12 protein-coding genes are annotated in these 15,841 nt (G+C 57.5%); 2 read left to right on the top strand and 10 right to left on the bottom strand.

Features of this window, described 5'->3' with window-relative positions; translation table 11 throughout:
* Positions 1-210 precede the first annotated feature (210 nt).
* Positions 211-1,599, top strand: a complete 1,389-nt coding sequence (locus AC1RMD_RS11805; RefSeq protein ID WP_492926814.1) for a KAP family P-loop NTPase fold protein — start codon at positions 211-213, stop codon at positions 1,597-1,599.
* A gap of 101 nt (positions 1,600-1,700) precedes the next feature.
* Entirely contained in the window at positions 1,701-4,427 is a 2,727-nt protein-coding gene (locus AC1RMD_RS11800) for a leucine-rich repeat domain-containing protein (protein WP_492926813.1), read from the top strand.
* Between the two features lie 63 nt (positions 4,428-4,490).
* Here AC1RMD_RS11800 and AC1RMD_RS11795 read toward each other — a convergent pair whose 3' ends face one another.
* From AC1RMD_RS11795 to mraY, 10 genes are all read right to left on the bottom strand, one after another.
* Positions 4,491-4,994 carry a peroxiredoxin gene (locus AC1RMD_RS11795; RefSeq protein WP_492926812.1) on the bottom strand — a complete coding sequence of 168 codons (504 nt, stop codon included), beginning with the start codon at positions 4,992-4,994 and terminating at the stop codon, positions 4,491-4,493.
* A gap of 83 nt (positions 4,995-5,077) precedes the next feature.
* A complete protein-coding gene (ftsZ, locus tag AC1RMD_RS11790; protein WP_020705071.1) occupies positions 5,078-6,304 on the bottom strand; it encodes a cell division protein FtsZ in 1,227 nt (408 codons plus the stop codon).
* 121 nt (positions 6,305-6,425) lie between these two features.
* Positions 6,426-7,658, bottom strand: coding sequence for a cell division protein FtsA (gene ftsA / locus AC1RMD_RS11785; protein WP_020705070.1), 1,233 nt, complete (start codon positions 7,656-7,658; stop codon positions 6,426-6,428).
* 10 nt (positions 7,659-7,668) lie between these two features.
* A complete protein-coding gene (locus tag AC1RMD_RS11780) occupies positions 7,669-8,460 on the bottom strand; it encodes a cell division protein FtsQ/DivIB (protein WP_492926811.1) in 792 nt (263 codons plus the stop codon).
* A gap of 8 nt (positions 8,461-8,468) precedes the next feature.
* Entirely contained in the window at positions 8,469-9,440 is a 972-nt protein-coding gene (locus AC1RMD_RS11775; RefSeq protein WP_492926810.1) for a D-alanine--D-alanine ligase, read from the bottom strand.
* Between the two features lie 2 nt (positions 9,441-9,442).
* Positions 9,443-10,846, bottom strand: coding sequence for a UDP-N-acetylmuramate--L-alanine ligase (gene murC / locus AC1RMD_RS11770; RefSeq protein ID WP_492926809.1), 1,404 nt, complete (start codon positions 10,844-10,846; stop codon positions 9,443-9,445).
* The gene (murG, locus tag AC1RMD_RS11765; protein ID WP_492926808.1) at positions 10,843-11,910 is read right to left on the bottom strand and encodes an undecaprenyldiphospho-muramoylpentapeptide beta-N-acetylglucosaminyltransferase; all 1,068 of its coding nucleotides are present in this window, start codon (positions 11,908-11,910) and stop codon (positions 10,843-10,845) included. Before murG ends, murC begins: the two co-directional genes overlap by 4 nt.
* Positions 11,907-13,127: a putative lipid II flippase FtsW gene (gene ftsW, locus AC1RMD_RS11760; RefSeq protein ID WP_492926806.1), complete on the bottom strand. Its 1,221-nt coding sequence runs from the start codon at positions 13,125-13,127 to the stop codon at positions 11,907-11,909. Before ftsW ends, murG begins: the two co-directional genes overlap by 4 nt.
* On the bottom strand, positions 13,127-14,671 hold the full coding sequence (gene murD, locus AC1RMD_RS11755; RefSeq protein ID WP_492926804.1) for a UDP-N-acetylmuramoyl-L-alanine--D-glutamate ligase: 1,545 nt from the start codon (positions 14,669-14,671) through the stop codon (positions 13,127-13,129). Before murD ends, ftsW begins: the two co-directional genes overlap by 1 nt.
* Positions 14,671-15,840, bottom strand: coding sequence for a phospho-N-acetylmuramoyl-pentapeptide-transferase (mraY, locus tag AC1RMD_RS11750; protein WP_492926802.1), 1,170 nt, complete (start codon positions 15,838-15,840; stop codon positions 14,671-14,673). The genes murD and mraY overlap by 1 nt, the downstream gene beginning before the upstream one ends.
* Position 15,841 lies beyond the last annotated feature (1 nt).

Genomic DNA, 15,841 nt, shown 5'->3' with positions numbered 1-15,841 from the left:
CCGATCAAACAAACCGTATTTGTTGGCAATTTACCATCATAAAACATCGTTCGTAATAGAGCGCAACTCAATACCCTCAGCAACTGCTTCCATACAGGAATCCTAGATGTTCCGTTACTGCAATGTTGGAGTCATAAACATGTGTGATTTACATTTTTGCTTCGGTAAGATAGTGAGATAATTGTTGTAATCTACAACCAAAAAAATTCCATGCCCAGCGATAGCCAACCCATACTGCACAATGATCTGCCCACAATAAAGGACAAACTTGATTGGGGCGACGAAGTGGCTCGGATTTCGAACAGAATAAAGAACTGTTCCGTGCCCCATGTTCTCGGAATACATGGGGAGTGGGGTAGCGGGAAAACGAGTTTTATGCGACAAGTGCAATTTGCGCTTGGTGGCGAGATGCCTGTAGATGGCTCTATAGAACATACTCATGCACCACTTTCTACTCGCAGGAGAAATATTTTACAAAAAGAAGTAGTTACAGTGTGGTTTGATGCATGGCGCTATCAAAATGAATCAGTACCGGTGGTAGCTCTTTTAAACGAAATGCGTTCACAAATGGGAGTAGTGGCTTCAGTAAGGGCTCGCCTTGAAAAATTAGGAACAGTTTTAGCATATAGTGTTCTAGACAACTTAAGTGGTGCCGCTAAGCTAATAGGCTCAGAGGCATTTCCTAGTGTTGAAAAAATTGAGAAACGTGGCGAGCAGTGGGAACGAGATAATTTCTCAATCCCTGCCACGGCTACTTCGATCCGAAATCATTTGTGTCAAACCATTGAATGTTTGCTTCCGGAAAAAAACTCCAGAGCGGTAATATTCATTGATGATTTAGATAGATGCAATCCGAAATCTGCTATAAGGCTCTTAGAGGGGTTGAAAATATATCTCAGTATACCACAATGCGTTTTTGTACTCGGCATGAATGAGAGAATATTAGTAGATGCCATCCGAGAAGAAATATCTACACCAACAAGTTTGGCTGCATCTGGAAACTCAGAAGAAGCAAAATTACGATCTAGTCAACTAAGGGCGGCACATTATTTAGAAAAAATATGCAGCGATATTTATCGCCTTCCCTCACCGGCATCTTCTATTTTTTTATTTTCCACTTGGTTATATAACATTGAAGAAAAGCAGGCATTGCTTGAAGCTGTAGATAAGGTAATTTGCTTACCACCCAATCCCCGTAGATTAAAGGCATTATCCAATCAATGGGGGAGATTTGCAGAGAAAGTTGCATTTCCAAAAAGTGGCCTTGCAAATCAGCAAATTTGGGCCGTACGGGTATTGATTGCTTCATATATTAATCAATTTCACCGTGACATATGGGAAAGGTGGCACTTCACTCCAGACTTCTGGAATGAAATTCTCACTTACTGCACTGGAGAAAAAGGCTTGGAAAAACCCGATTGGGCCATTACCCTTTCTATGTTGCACATAATAGATGGGTACGATGAAGAAACCAGCCAACCAATTTTAAAAGATCTGTTCCCCAATCCTGGCGATATTGATAATTTCTGGATTGGTTCAATAATCAGAAAATATTCGGACCAATTATTAGCCAACGATTTTAAACCGCTGCTAAAATGAAAAATATAGAAATAGAGAAGTTCTCAACTAGTTCCGTGCCTTTATGGGAAGACATTATTTTACGGCCTTACTTAGGTGAGATAAGGCGCCGTAGAGGTATCGTGGATACTCTGGCATTACCTAACATGCGAGATCTTCCACCTATAAGAATAGAAAGTTTATTTGTGCAGCCTTTGATATCAGAGGAACCAGTTAATCCATCAAGTGATCCAGTAAATTGGCCTATGGGTGAAAGTCTCTTTGATGCACTTAGCAAAAATTCGCGACTAGTCTTATTAGGTGACCCTGGATCAGGAAAAACGACGTTAGCCAATTGGTTGGCATGGAGACTTTCGTCTGGCCTAATCGCCCCTATTCCTCCGATACTAGAAAATAAACTACCAATACCTTGCACGCTTAGGGAAATGGAGAGCCACTGTTTCAATTCAAATGTAAGAATTTCTCACTTGGCTATTTTTGTCGCTGAGCGGCTTCTAGGTGAAAAAATAAATAATGAGATAGTAGATCGTTTAAAACTAAAAATTGCAAAAAAGGAATACGTACTCATCTTAGACGGTGTTGACGAAATTCCTGTGCATCATCGGAAGAGAGTAGCAGCTTGGATTCAGGCAGCTTCGGACGATGGCGCATGTGTGCTAGCAACTAGCAGAGTAGTGGGATATGACGATCTTCCAGTGAATAAACCGAATTTCTTACTTTCGGAAAATATATCCGGGGATCTATTATCGGCCGACCATATAGCTCCAGAAAGTTTCAAACTTAACACAAAAGAAAATAATTTAGTAAAAGTGTCAAAAGAATTTAATTCAGGTGGCTTTTCAGAAATTCATTATGATCAAATTACTTGGCAAGAATTAAAACTTGATCGATGGGCGGAAGTCCGCTATTTGATGCCATTTGATAAAAAAAGAATTGCTTCATTTGTGGAAAATTGGTACTTACAACGTACCGCTTCTGAGAACGAGGGAAAAGAACGTGCTGAAGACTTGATTTTCTCCCTGGAGCAATCGAGTGTTACTGCGGAGCTTGCGCGCACCCCAAATTTACTCAGTTTGATGGCTATTGTTCATCGAGAAAGAGCTCATCTTCCAGATGGTAGGGCCTTGCTTTATAAAGAAATCTCCAATGCTTATATTAACACTATAGATCAGCATCGAAAAATAAAATCGGATGATGCTCTTGCCCCATATGGGTGGGAAACACGAGAGAATTGGATTGCATATGTTGGCTTCCAGATGCAATTGCAAAGAAGCAATAGTTCCCCAACCTCGACGGCAGGCGTTATTGTTACAGAAGAAAAAGTTCTAGAGTGGCTAAAAATTTCCATGAACGTTTCTGGCGTTTCTCAGGCTCAGCTTAGCGCCAAGGAATTTTTAAAGTGGGTAGCAAGGCGTAGTGGTTTGCTTTTGCCCAGAGGTGAGGGACGATTTTCATTTGTCCACCTTAGCTTCCAAGAGTATTTTTGTGCAAGATATATTGCAGCAAAAATAATAAGCCCAAGCTTTATTCACAATACAAGTAAATCTGAAGGCTCTGTAACACGGCCAGATTTAATGAAATGGGCAGATAACTCAGCTTGGCGGGAAATTTTAATATATTTATTTGAATTAATATCAGCTGAACGAGATAAAGAATGGGCAGAGTATTTAGCCTCAATTGTTTTCAATAAAAGCAATCAAAAATATTTCAGCGAATCAAAATCAGCTCTTGCTGCAAAAATTCTTACAAATAAACATGTATATATTTCCAAAGAATTTCAATATGATGTCGCGATCCGGTGTTCCGCGACAGCAATTGCAGAATGTAAAACTTTTATAAACCCATCAACACAAGTAGTACTAAATGCATTGGTTGCGCACCAACACGCCATATTTTATTCAGCAAAGAAAGATTCCGAGAAATACAACATACCATCTACAGGGATTGAGAAATTAATAGCATCCCCTCATGAGGAAACATTACTGCTTTTTGCCGAAGGGGAAAATTTTGAAGATTTCCCAAATATCGAAAAGCTAAGCAATCTAAGATTATTGGATCTGGGGAAATTTAGAATTTCAGAAGATCTGTTAAAGAACTCGTCAAATATATTATCTTTGAAATTATCAATCTGCAGAAATGTAAATAATATTGACATATCGGGTTTGCACGACTTGGAAGATCTATCAATAAATAGTTGCGAATTAAAAAAAATACCATCTCTAAGTGGTTCAAAGAAAATTCAATTTATTAGTTTATCATACAATCCAATTACAAGTTTAACTTCACTAAAGGGATTAAAAAATCTATCCGGTCTTTATATTGATTCCGCAAAAATTAAGACCTTATTGCCGTTAAAAAACTTGACAGAGCTTCGCGTCTTAAGCTTTGACAATAATTTTGTCTCGGATTTATCCATTATTGAAAATTTAAGAAATTTAAGCATATTCTATGCTGACAATAATCCGATCAGTGATTTTTCTCCATTAAAACACCTTAACAAAATAACGACCCTTAGTTTAAATGACACAATTATAGATGACCTTTCCATATTAAGAAATATGAAGGAGTTGCGACGCTTAAGATTACGTAAGACAAAAATTATTGACTTTACAGAAATTTCAAATAATACGAAACTATATGAACTTGATTTGAGTGGGACATCCATTTCCGATTTGGCCCCAATTTCTGAGTTAACAAACTTGACCCACTTAAATTTAAACAACACTAATATCTCAAGTCTTAGAGAGCTGAAAAATTTAAAGAAATTGTCTGTTCTCAAAATCAGGGAAACAAAAGTTACTGACTTTTCAGTCTTGGAAAAAATACAGAATTTGCGGGTAGAAAGGTAAATGAAAAAAAGCCGTTCTCGACAAGAGAAACGGCTTTTTGAATTGTGGGACTAAACGAAAGTATTACAACTGGCCGAGTAACGTTTCGGCGTTCGAGACTTCGAACTTGCCGCCTTGTTCGATGTTCAGCTGGGTCACGACGCCGTTCTCAACCAGCAGCGAGTAGCGCTGCGAGCGGGTGCCCATGCCGAACTTGCTGAAGTCGGCGTCCAGGCCCAGGGCCTTGGAGTAGGCGGCGTTGCCGTCGGCCATCATGCGGACGGTGCCGGTGGCTTTCTGGTCGCGGCCCCACGCGCCCATGACGAAGGCGTCATTGACCGAGATGCACCAGATTTCGTCGACGCCCTTGGCTTTCAGGTCGGCGGCGTGCTTGACGTAGCCTGGCACGTGCTGTGCCGAGCAGGTCGGGGTGTAGGCGCCTGGCAGGCCGAAGATCGCGATCTTCTTGCCCTTGACCAGGTCTTGTACGTTGAACGTGTTCGGGCCCAGCGAGCAACCTTCGGTTTCGGTTTCGATGAATTCGGACAGGGTGCCTTCCGGCAGGGTGTCGCCAATCTTGATGGTCATGAATGACTCCTTTTATAAAATGTTTAACGTAAAAAAGCCGCGCCAAGGCGCGGCTTTCACCGGCTTAGAGCGAGCAGTATGCCTTAATCCGCCTGCTTGCGCAGGAAGGCGGGAATGTCGTACGTTTCCATGCCGTTCTTTTCCATCGCGCGCACCTGCTCGGAAGCCGATTCGCGACGCCAGACGGCCGGCGCCTTCATGCCGTCGAAGGCCGGCGACGCGCCGCCGCCCATGCCGCTGGTGGCGCCCATCGACACCGACGACGACGCCGCGCCGCCGCCCAGGGCAGCCGATGGCATCATCGGGCTGTTGTGGGTGCCGGTGCGCAGCATCTGCTGGGGAACCAGCTGCACGTGCTTCTTGGCCTTGCCCAGGCCGGTGGCCACCACGGTGACGCGGATGTCGTCGCCCATGTTGTCGTCGTAGGCGATACCCTGGGCGATCGACGCGTCCGGCGCGGCGAAGGCGCGCACGGCGGCCATGACTTCCTTGATCTCCTTACCCTTCAGGCCACGCGACGCGGTCACGTTGACCAGCACGCCACGGGCGCCCGACAGGTCGACGCCGTCCAGCAGCGGCGACGCCACGGCCTGCTCGGCGGCGATGCGCGCGCGGTCGACGCCGGACGCGGTCGCGGTGCCCATCATGGCCTTGCCCTGCTCGCCCATGATGGTCTTGACGTCGTTGAAGTCGACGTTGATGTGGCCCGGCACGTTGATGATCTCGGCGATACCGGCGACCGCGTTGTTGAGCACGTCGTCGGCGTGCTGCAGCCAGTCGATCAGCGATTCGTCTTCGTAGATCTCTTCCAGCTTCTCGTTCAGGATCACGATCAGCGAGTCGACGTGGGCCGACAGCTGCTCCAGGCCTTCGTCGGCGATGTCCATGCACTTCTGGCCTTCGTGCGAGAACGGCTTCGACACCACGGCCACGGTCAGCGCGCCCAGCGACTTGGCGATTTCCGCCACGATCGGTGCGGCGCCGGTGCCGGTGCCGCCGCCCATGCCGGCGGCGATGAACACCATGTGCGCGCCGCGCAGCGCGTCTTCGATGCGCGAGCGCGATTCCTCGGCCAGCTTGCGGCCGACGTCGGGCTTCATGCCGGCGCCCAGGCCGGTCTCGCCGATCTGGATCACGTTGTCGGCCTTGGAGGTCGACAGCGCCTGCGCATCGGTATTCGCGGCGATGAATTCGACGCCGGACATGCCCTTGTTGATCATGTGTTGAACTGCATTGCCACCTGCGCCGCCGACTCCGACGACCTTGATGACGGTGCCCAAAGCTGCGTTATCGACCATATCAAACTCCATGATGTGACTCCTATCAGAATGCGGTTTTCAAGCGCCAGTCCTCATATCGTTAGAAGAACTGGGGATTGAAAACTGCGGTTTTAATATAAAAAGTTTAGTGTGTTTCGTACTACAAAAGCGTTTAAAAATTCCCGAGGAACCATTCTTTCATGCGCTGCCATACTGCCTTCACCGAGCCATCCTGACGCGTAACGATATGGCCACGCAGGTACTGCTTTTTCGCTTCCAACAACAGGCCGAGCACGGTCGCGTAGCGCGGACTGCGCACCACGTCGGCCAGCTGGCCACGGTAGTCCGGCGTGCCGAGGCGCGCCGGTTTGAGGAATATGTCTTCCGCCATCTCGACCATGCCCGGCATGATCGCGGTGCCGCCGGTCAGCACGATGCCCGAGGACAGCACGCCTTCGTAGCCCGACTCGCGCACCACCTGGTGCACCATGGCGAACAGCTCTTCGACGCGCGGCTCGATCACGGCGGCCAGCGCCTGGCGCGACAGGTTGCGCGGACCGCGGTCGCCCAGGCCCGGCACTTCCAGCGATTCGCCCGGATCGGCCAGCACCTGCTTGGCCACGCCATAGCGGATCTTGATCTCTTCCGCTTCCGAGGTCGGGGTGCGCAGCGCCATCGCGATGTCGTTGGTGATCTGGTCGCCGGCGATCGGGATCACGGCGGTGTGGCGGATCGCGCCGTCCGAGAACACGGCGACGTCGGTGGTGCCGCCGCCGATGTCGATCAACACCACGCCCAGTTCCTTCTCGTCCGGCGTCAGCACGGCGTCGGCCGAAGCCATCGGCTGCAGTATCAGGTCGGACACTTCAAGGCCGCAGCGACGCACGCACTTGACGATGTTCTGCACCGCCGAGACGGCGCCGGTGACGATGTGGACTTTGACTTCCAGCCGGATGCCGCTCATGCCGATCGGTTCGCGCACGTCTTCCTGGCTGTCGACGATGAATTCCTGCGGAACCGTGTGCAGCAGCTGCTGGTCGGTCGGTATGTTAACCGCCTTTGCCGTTTCGATGACGCGCGCCACGTCGGTGGCCGTCACTTCCTTGTCCTTGATGGCCACCATGCCGCTGGAATTGAAGCTGCGGATATGGCTGCCCGCGATGCCGGCGTAGACATTGCGGATCTTGCAATCGGCCATCAGCTCCGCTTCTTCCAGCGCGCGCTGGATCGATTCGACGGTCGCTTCGATGTTGACCACCACGCCCTTCTTCAGGCCTTTCGATTCGTGCTGGCCCAGCCCGATCACCTCGTGGCGTCCATCGCCCATCACCTCGGCCACCACGGCCACCACTTTCGAGGTGCCGATGTCGAGGCCAACGATCAGGTTTTTAGCGTCTTTAGTCATTTATCTCTGCCTACTGTATTTTTTTCTTCACGATCGGTTTTGGCTTGGCTCCCTCGGCCGGAATCTTCAATCCCGTCGCACTCAGTGCCAGCCCATTCTGGTAACGCATATCGATGGTCTCGATGTTCTGCAAGTGCTCCACCAGCTGCGGATAAATTCCCATCAGGCGGTCCACCCTTTCCTTCAACGTGGTGCTGGTCTGTTCCCGCCCCAGCGCCACGCTCATGCCGTTATTCAGCCGCACCGTCCATGCATAGCGCCCCGACAGCGACAACGACTCCGGCACCAGCTTGAGCGGCGCGAACCAGGTGCGCAGCTCGTCGTAACGCGACAGCACTTCCTTCTCGCTGCCCTCCGGTCCGTCGAACTCCGGCAGCACATGGTCCTCTTCCGCCTCGGCCAGGTTGGCGGTGAACGACTCGCCCTTGGTCGACAACAACCGTCCGTCCTCGCCCCAGGTGCCCAGCGCCTCATGCTCTTCCAGCGCCACGATCAGCTGGTCCGGCCATTCGCGGCGCACCGTTGCGCGGCGCACCCAGGGCACCGATTCGAACGCCTGGCGCACCGCATCCAGATTCGTCGTGAAGAAGTTACCCTTGATGCGGCCCAGCGCGTTGTTACGCAGCGTCAGGTGATTCACATGCCTTAACTCGTCCTGCCCGATCGTCTCGATACGGATGGTGCGCAGCGTGAACATCGGCCGCTGCGCCACCCACCACACGCCTGCGGCGATGGATGCCAACAACGTCAAGGCGAAAATGCCGCTGGCGGTCGCATTCAAGGCTTTAGCGTCTTGCCACATCGTGTTGCTCAACCCTTCATTTTCAAGCGCGCGGTGCGCAGGATTTCCACGCACAAGTCTTCATAGCTGATGCCTTCCGCGCGCGCCGCCATCGGCACCAGCGAGTGGCCGGTCATGCCCGGCGACGTGTTCACCTCCAGCAGGAAGGGCTTCTGGTCGCTCTCGCGCAGCAGGAAGTCGACCCGTCCCCAGCCCTCGCAGCCGATGGCGCGGTAGGCCAGCACGGCCAGGCGCTGCATCTCCCGCGTCAAGGCTTCCGGCAGCGCGGCCGGGCAGAAATACTGGGTGTCGTCGGTGAAGTACTTGTTCTGGTAATCGTAATTGCCTTGCGGCGCCACGATCTCCACCACCGGCAGCGGCCGCGCGGTGGCGCCGGAACCGAGCATGGCGACCGTGAACTCGCGGCCGGTGACGAATTCCTCGGCCAGCACGGAATCGTCCAGCGCGGCGGCGATATCGAAAGCGGCCTTGAATTCCCCGGCGGCGCTGACCTTGGTGATGCCGATGGTCGAACCTTCATGCGGCGGCTTGACGATCAGCGGCAGGCCCAGGTCGGCCGCTACCGCGTCCAGGTCGGCGCCGGCGACGGCGGCCGCACTGAGCACCGCGTAGCGCGGCGTCGGCAGGCCGGCGGCCAGCCAGACGATCTTGGTGGTGATCTTGTCCATGCCCACCGAGCTGGCCATCACGCCGCTGCCGGTGTATGGAATGCCCAGCAGTTCCAGCGCGCCCTGCAGGCTGCCGTCTTCGCCGAAGCGGCCGTGCAGCGCGATGAACACGCGGTCGAATTTTTCGGCGGCCAGTTCGGCCAGCGTGCGCACGCCGGTGTCGAACAGGTGGGCGTCGATGCCCTTGCTTTGCAGGGCCGCCAGCACGCCGTTGCCGGACATGATGGAGACTTCGCGCTCGGCGGAACGGCCGCCGTACAGCACGCCGACCTTGCCGTATGCTTTTGCGTCAATAGGAGTAAGGTGATTCACTTTCAGACCTTTGGATAGTTAGTCAGTTTGGCGGGGACGCCGCTGATCGAGCCTGCGCCCATGGTCATGACGACGTCGCCGTCGCGCACCACGCTCATGATGGTTTCCGGCATATCGCCGATCGCCTCTACAAATATCGGTTCGGTCTTGCCGCGTGCGCGCAGCGCATGCGCCAGCGCGCGGCCGTCGGCGGCCACGATCGGCGCTTCGCCGGCGGCGTAGACTTCGGCCAGCACCAGCACGTCGACGGTGCCCAGCACTTTGACGAAGTCTTCAAACAGGTCGCGCGTGCGGCTGTAGCGGTGCGGCTGGAAGGCCAGCACCAGGCGGCGGCCGGGATAGGCGGCGCGCGCGGCGGCGGTGGTCACGTCCATTTCCAGCGGGTGGTGGCCGAAGTCGTCCACCAGCGTGAAGGTCCCCGCCTTGGCGCCGTCGCCTGGAATCGCCACCTCGCCGTATTTGGTGAAGCGGCGGCCGACGCCGGCGAAGGCGGCCAGGCCGGCCTGGGTGTCCTTGTCTTCGATGCCGATCTCGCGCGCGATGGCGATGGCCGAGCAGGCGTTCTGCACGTTGTGCAGGCCGGGCTGGTTCAGCACCACGTCCAGGTCGGGATAGCCTTCCTGGATCACGGTGAAGTGCATCTCGACGCCGACCGCGCGGGCGTTCACGGCGCGCACTTCGGCGTCCTCGTGGAAGCCGTAGGTGGTCACCGGCTTGGTCACCTGCGGCAGGATGGCCCGTACATGCTGGTCGTCGATGCACAGCATGGCGCGGCCGTAGAACGGCAGGCGGTGCGTGAAGCTGACGAAGGCCTGCTTGAGCTTTTCGAAATCGTGCTCGTAGGTTTCCATGTGGTCGGCGTCGATGTTCGTGATGACTTCGATCATCGGCGTCAGGTTCAGGAACGAGGCGTCCGATTCGTCGGCTTCGGCCACCAGGTATTCGCCGGTGCCCAGCTTGGCGTTGGCGCCGGCGGCGGTCAGGCGGCCGCCGATGACGAAGGTCGGATCCAGGCCGCCCTGCGCCAGCACCGATGCGACCAGGCTGGTGGTGGTGGTCTTGCCGTGCGTGCCGGCGATGGCGATGCCGCGCTTGAGGCGCATCAACTCGCCCAGCATCACGGCGCGCGGAACGATGGGAATCTTGCGACTGCGCGCAGCCACCACTTCCGGGTTGTCCTGCTGGACGGCGGTCGAGGTGACGACGGCGTCGGCCATGCCGATGTTGTCGGCGGCATGGCCTTGATAGACCGTGGCGCCCATGCCGGCCAGGCGTTGCGTGACGGCGTTGCTGCCCAGGTCCGAGCCGGACACGGTGTAGCCGAGCGTCAGCAGCACTTCGGCGATGCCGCTCATGCCGCTGCCGCCGATGCCGACGAAGTGAATGTTCTGTACTTTGTGCTTCATGTTAGTTGTTCCAATACCTGTGCGATAGCGTCGTTCGCATCGCGTTTGCCGACACTGCGCGCCGCCGTCGCCATGGTCAGGCAGGCGCCGCGGGTCAGCGTTTCCAACAGCGTCGCGACACTCTGCGCGCTCATTTCCGATTGCGGCATGTGTATCGCCGCGTTCTGTTTCGCCATCCACTGCGCGTTGTCGCGCTGGTGGCTGGTGGTCGATGCGACCAGCGGCACCAGCACGCTGGCCACGCCGGCGGCGGTCAGTTCCGACAGCGTGATGGCGCCGGCGCGGCAGACCACCACGTCGGCGTGGCTGTAGGCGGCGGCCATGTCGTCGATGAAGTCGACCACGTTCGCTTCCACCCCCGCCTGCGCGTACGCGGCGCGCAGCGCATCGATGTTCTTCTTGCCCGACTGGTGCGTCACCTGCGGACGCTGCGCGGCCGGGATCAGCGCCAGCGCGGCCGGCAGGTTGTCGTTCAGCGCCCTGGCGCCCAGGCTGCCGCCCACCACCAGGATACGCAGCGGACCTTCGCGGCCGAAGAAACGCAGGTCCGGCGCGGACATGTCCAGGATTTCCCTGCGCACCGGGTTGCCGGTGACGACGGCCTTGCTGGCGGCCTTGCCGAAGTTGGCCGGGAAGCCGAAGCACACCCGCTCGGCGAACGGCACCAGGGTTTTATTCGACAGCAGCAGCGCGGCGTCGGCATTGACCAGCACCAGCGGCACGCCGCGCAGGCGCGCCATCAGGCCGCCCGGCACGGTGACGTAGCCGCCCATGCCCAGCACCACGTCCGGCTTGCGGTTGCCGATATAGCCGAAGCAGGCGGCGAAGGCCTTGACCATCTTCAGCGCACCGCCCAGCGAGTGCTTCAAGCCCTTGCCGCGCATGCCGGTGAAGTCGATGCTGTCCATCGGGATACCGTGCTTGGGCACCAGCTCCTGCTCCATGCCGGCGGCGGTGCCCAGCCAGGTCACTTCCCAGCCGCGCGCGCGCAGCGTCTGCGCGATCGCCAGGCCGGGGAAAATGTGACCGCCGGTGCCGGCCGCCATGATCATCAATCGTTTCATAGTCTGCCACCACGCATCAGGACCCGGTTCTCGTAGTCGATCCGGAGCAGGATCGCGAGTCCGACGCAGTTGATTACCACACCCGTGCCGCCATAGCTCATCAGCGGCAAGGTCAAGCCCTTGGTCGGCAGCAGGCCAAGGTTGACACCCATATTGATAAACGTCTGCACGCCGATCCAGATGCCGATGCCCTTGGCCGTCAGGCCGGCGAAGGTCTGGTCGATGGCGATGGCCTGGCGGCCGATGTCGAAGGCGCGCTTGATCAGCCAGTAGAACATGGCGATCACCACCAGCACGCCGGCCAGGCCGAGTTCTTCGCCGATCACCGCCAGCAGGAAGTCGGTATGCGCTTCCGGCAGGTAGTGCAGCTTTTCCACGCTGCCGCCCAGGCCAACGCCAAAAATCTCGCCGCGCCCGAAAGCGATCAGCGAGTGGGTCAGCTGGTAGGCCTTGTTCAGCGCATTGTCTTCTTCCCACGGATTGAGGTAGGCGAAGTAGCGCTCGCGGCGGAATTTCGACAGCGCGATGATGGAGCCGAAGATCGCCACCAGCACCACGCCGATGCCGCCGAACCAGATGGCGTTGATCCCGCCCAGGAACAGGATGCCCATGGCGATGCAGACGATCACGCCGAAGGCGCCCAGATCGGGTTCGAGCAGCAGCAACAGGCCGACGCAGCCGACCGCCGCCGCCATCGGCAGGAAGCCCTTGGTCAGCTTGTGCATGTATTCCTGCTTGCGCACCGTGTAGTCGGCGGCGTACAGCACGGCCACCACTTTCATCAGCTCCGACGGCTGGATGTTGAATACCTTGAGCGAGAGCCAGCGGCGGCCGCCGTTGACCACCACGCCGAGGCCGGGGATCAGCACCATCACCAGCAGCACCAGCGTGCCGATGAACAGGTAGGGCGCGGCCTTTTGCAGGTCGCAGATGCGGACGCGGAACACGAACAGGCCGGCCAGCAGCGAGACGCCGATGAACATCGCCTGCCGTTGCACGAAATAGGTGTTCTGCCAGCGCGCGTAGTTGGCGAACTTGGGCGAATCCGGCAGCGAGATCGAGGCCGAATACACCATCACCATCCCGAGCAGCATCAACAGCAGCGTGACCCAGACCAGCGGCTGGTCGTATTCCATCATCTTCGATTGCCGCGCGCGGCTGTCCATCGACGGCGGCGTCGACTTGTCAGCAAAGCGGAACGGCATCTGGAAAGCCATCAGAGCTCCTGTCCGGCATCGAGGGCGATCTCGCGCACGGTGTCGATGAACACCTGGGCGCGATGCGCGTAGTTCTTGAACATGTCCATGCTGGCGCAGGCCGGCGACAGCAGCACGGCGTCGCCGGCTTGCGCCAGTTCGCTGGCGCGCTTGACGGCTTGCGGCAGGTCGGTGCCGCAGTCTTCGATCTCGTAGCCCAGGTCCGCCGACGCTTCCAGCGCGGCGCGGATCCGCGGCGCGTCGCGGCCGATCAGCAGCACGGCGCGCACGTAGCGCGATACCGGTTCGGCCAGCGGCGTGAAGTCCTGGCCCTTGCCGTCGCCGCCCATGATCACCAGCAGGCGCTGGCTGGCGCCGGCGAAGGCCTTGCCCAAGCCGTTCAACGCGGCCACGGTGGCGCCGACGTTGGTGCCCTTGCTGTCGTCGTAGTATTCAACCTCGTTGATGGCGCCGACCAGTTCCACGCGGTGCGGCTGGCCGCGATACTCGCGCAGGCCGTGCAGCAGCGGCGCCAACGGCAGCTCGATGGCGCGGCACAGCGCCAGCGCGGCCAGCGCGTTGGCGGCGTTGTGCACGCCGCGGATCTGCAGCGCGTCGGCCGGCATCAGGTTCTTGACCATGCACTCGACCGGCGGCGGCGGCGGATCGTTCTTCTTGCGCTTCTTCGGTTCGCCCTCTTCTTCCGACGGCACGGCGGTGGCGAGCCACAGCACGCCGCGCTCGCTGTTCAGGCCGAGGTCGTCGCGCAAGGTCGGCGCATCGGTGCCGAAGGTGACGTTGGGGCCGGTGGCGCTGGCCATGCGCATCACGGTGGCGTCGTCGCGGTTCAACACGCGCACGGTGTCGGCCGCGAAGATGCGGTGCTTGGCGGCGGCGTAGGACGGCATGTCGCCGTGCCAGTCCAGGTGGTCCTGGGTCACGTTCAAGACGGTGGCGGCGTCCGCCTCCAGCGTGTAGGTGGTTTGCAGTTGGAAGGACGACAGCTCCAGCACCCACACTTCGGGCAGCGCGCTGGTACCCGACGCGGCGTCCATCACTTCGCGCAGCACGTCGAGCGCGGCGGGGCTGATGTTGCCGGCCACGCGCACGGTCTTGCCGGCGCGTTCGCACAGCTGGCCGACCAGGGTGGTGACGGTGGTCTTGCCGTTGGTGCCGGTGATGGCGATGATCTTGGGCGTGTAGCCGCGTTCATGTTCCAGCGCTTCCAGCGCCTGGGCGAACAGTTCGATCTCGCCCCATACCGGCACGCCGGCGGCGGCGGCGGCGGGCGCGATTTCGGCCAGTTCGCGGTACGGCGCCAGGCCGGGGCTGACGGCGACGAAGTCCACGCCTTCCAGCAGCGAAGGATCGAATGAACCCGAAGCGAACGGGCCGGCGACGAAGTCCACTTCCGGCACGGCGGCGCGCAGCGCGGGCAGGCGTTCCGGCGCTTCGCGGGTATCGGCCACGCGCACGCGCGCGCCGCTGCGGGCGAGCCACAGCGCCATCGCCAGACCGGATTCACCCAGTCCCAGTACCAGTGCGTTTTTGCCTTGGTAGATCATCAGCGCAGTTTCAAAGTAGAGAGACCGATCAGCACCAGCATCATCGTGATAATCCAGAAGCGCACGACGACCTGGGTCTCTTTCCAGCCTTTTTGTTCAAAGTGGTGGTGCAAGGGCGCCATCAGGAACACGCGGCGGCCGACGCCGTAGCGCTTCTTGGTGATCTTGAACCAGCCCACCTGGATAATCACCGACACCGTCTCGGCGACGAAGATGCCGCCCATGATGAACAGGACGATTTCCTGGCGCACGATGACGGCGAGGGTGCCCAGCGCGCCGCCCAGCGCCAGTGCGCCGACGTCGCCCATGAACACCTGGGCCGGGTGGGTGTTAAACCACAGGAAGGCCAGGCCGGCGCCGGCCAGCGCGCCGCAGAAGATGATCAATTCACCGGCGCCGGGAATGTGCGGGATGAACAGGTACTTCGAATACGTGGCGTGGCCGGTCAGGTAGGCGAACAGGCCGAGCGCCGAGCCGACCATGATCGTCGGCATGATGGCCAGGCCATCCAGGCCGTCGGTGAAGTTGACGGCGTTGCTGGTGCCGACGATGACGCAGTAGGTCAAGGCGATGAAGCCCCACACGCCCAGCGGATAGCTGATGGTCTTGAAGAACGGTACGATCAGGTCGGCCTTGGGCGGCAGGTCCATCGAGAAACCCGACTGCACCCAGGCGAAGAACAGCTCGAACACCTGGCCGGCGTTGGGCGCGGACACCGAGAACGCCAGGTACAGCGCGGCGCCGATGCCGACCAGCGACTGCCAGAAGTATTTTTCCGCCGAGCGCATGCCTTCCGGGTCCTGGCGCACCACCTTGCGGTAGTCGTCGACCCAACCGACCGCGCCGAAACCCAGCGTGACGACCAGCACCGGCCAGATGAAGCGGTTGGACAGGTCGCACCACAGCAGCGTCGAGACGCCGATCGAGATCAGCAGCAGCACGCCGCCCATGGTCGGGGTGCCGTGTTTTTTCAGGTGGGTCTGCGGACCGTCGGTGCGCACGGCCTGGCCGTACTTCATGGCGGTCAGCTTGCGGATCACGGCCGGACCGGCCGACAGGCCGATCAGCAGCGCGGTCGCGGTGGCGAACACCGCGCGGAAGGTGATGAAGTTGAAGACCCGGAGTGGCCCGAGGTCCTGCTGAAAATATTGTGCGAGCCAGAGCAGCATG

Source organism: Duganella sp. GW822-FHT06D06, assembly GCF_058799615.1.
Note: the sequence above shows the minus strand (reverse complement) of the source record. Positions and strands in the feature narration are given on the sequence as shown.

What these genes read in the sequence shown, in the direction of transcription:
- AC1RMD_RS11805 (WP_492926814.1), top strand. Translation starts at nt 211, where the DNA reads ATGCCCAGCGATAGCCAACCCATACTGCACAATGATCTGCCCACAATA.
- AC1RMD_RS11795 (WP_492926812.1), bottom strand. Translation starts at nt 4,994, where the DNA reads ATGACCATCAAGATTGGCGACACCCTGCCGGAAGGCACCCTGTCCGAA.
- ftsZ (WP_020705071.1), bottom strand. Translation starts at nt 6,304, where the DNA reads ATGGAGTTTGATATGGTCGATAACGCAGCTTTGGGCACCGTCATCAAG.
- ftsA (WP_020705070.1), bottom strand. Translation starts at nt 7,658, where the DNA reads ATGACTAAAGACGCTAAAAACCTGATCGTTGGCCTCGACATCGGCACC.
- AC1RMD_RS11780 (WP_492926811.1), bottom strand. Translation starts at nt 8,460, where the DNA reads ATGTGGCAAGACGCTAAAGCCTTGAATGCGACCGCCAGCGGCATTTTC.
- murC (WP_492926809.1), bottom strand. Translation starts at nt 10,846, where the DNA reads ATGAAGCACAAAGTACAGAACATTCACTTCGTCGGCATCGGCGGCAGC.
- murG (WP_492926808.1), bottom strand. Translation starts at nt 11,910, where the DNA reads ATGAAACGATTGATGATCATGGCGGCCGGCACCGGCGGTCACATTTTC.
- ftsW (WP_492926806.1), bottom strand. Translation starts at nt 13,127, where the DNA reads ATGGCTTTCCAGATGCCGTTCCGCTTTGCTGACAAGTCGACGCCGCCG.
- murD (WP_492926804.1), bottom strand. Translation starts at nt 14,671, where the DNA reads ATGATCTACCAAGGCAAAAACGCACTGGTACTGGGACTGGGTGAATCC.
- mraY (WP_492926802.1), bottom strand. Translation starts at nt 15,840, where the DNA reads ATGCTGCTCTGGCTCGCACAATATTTTCAGCAGGACCTCGGGCCACTC.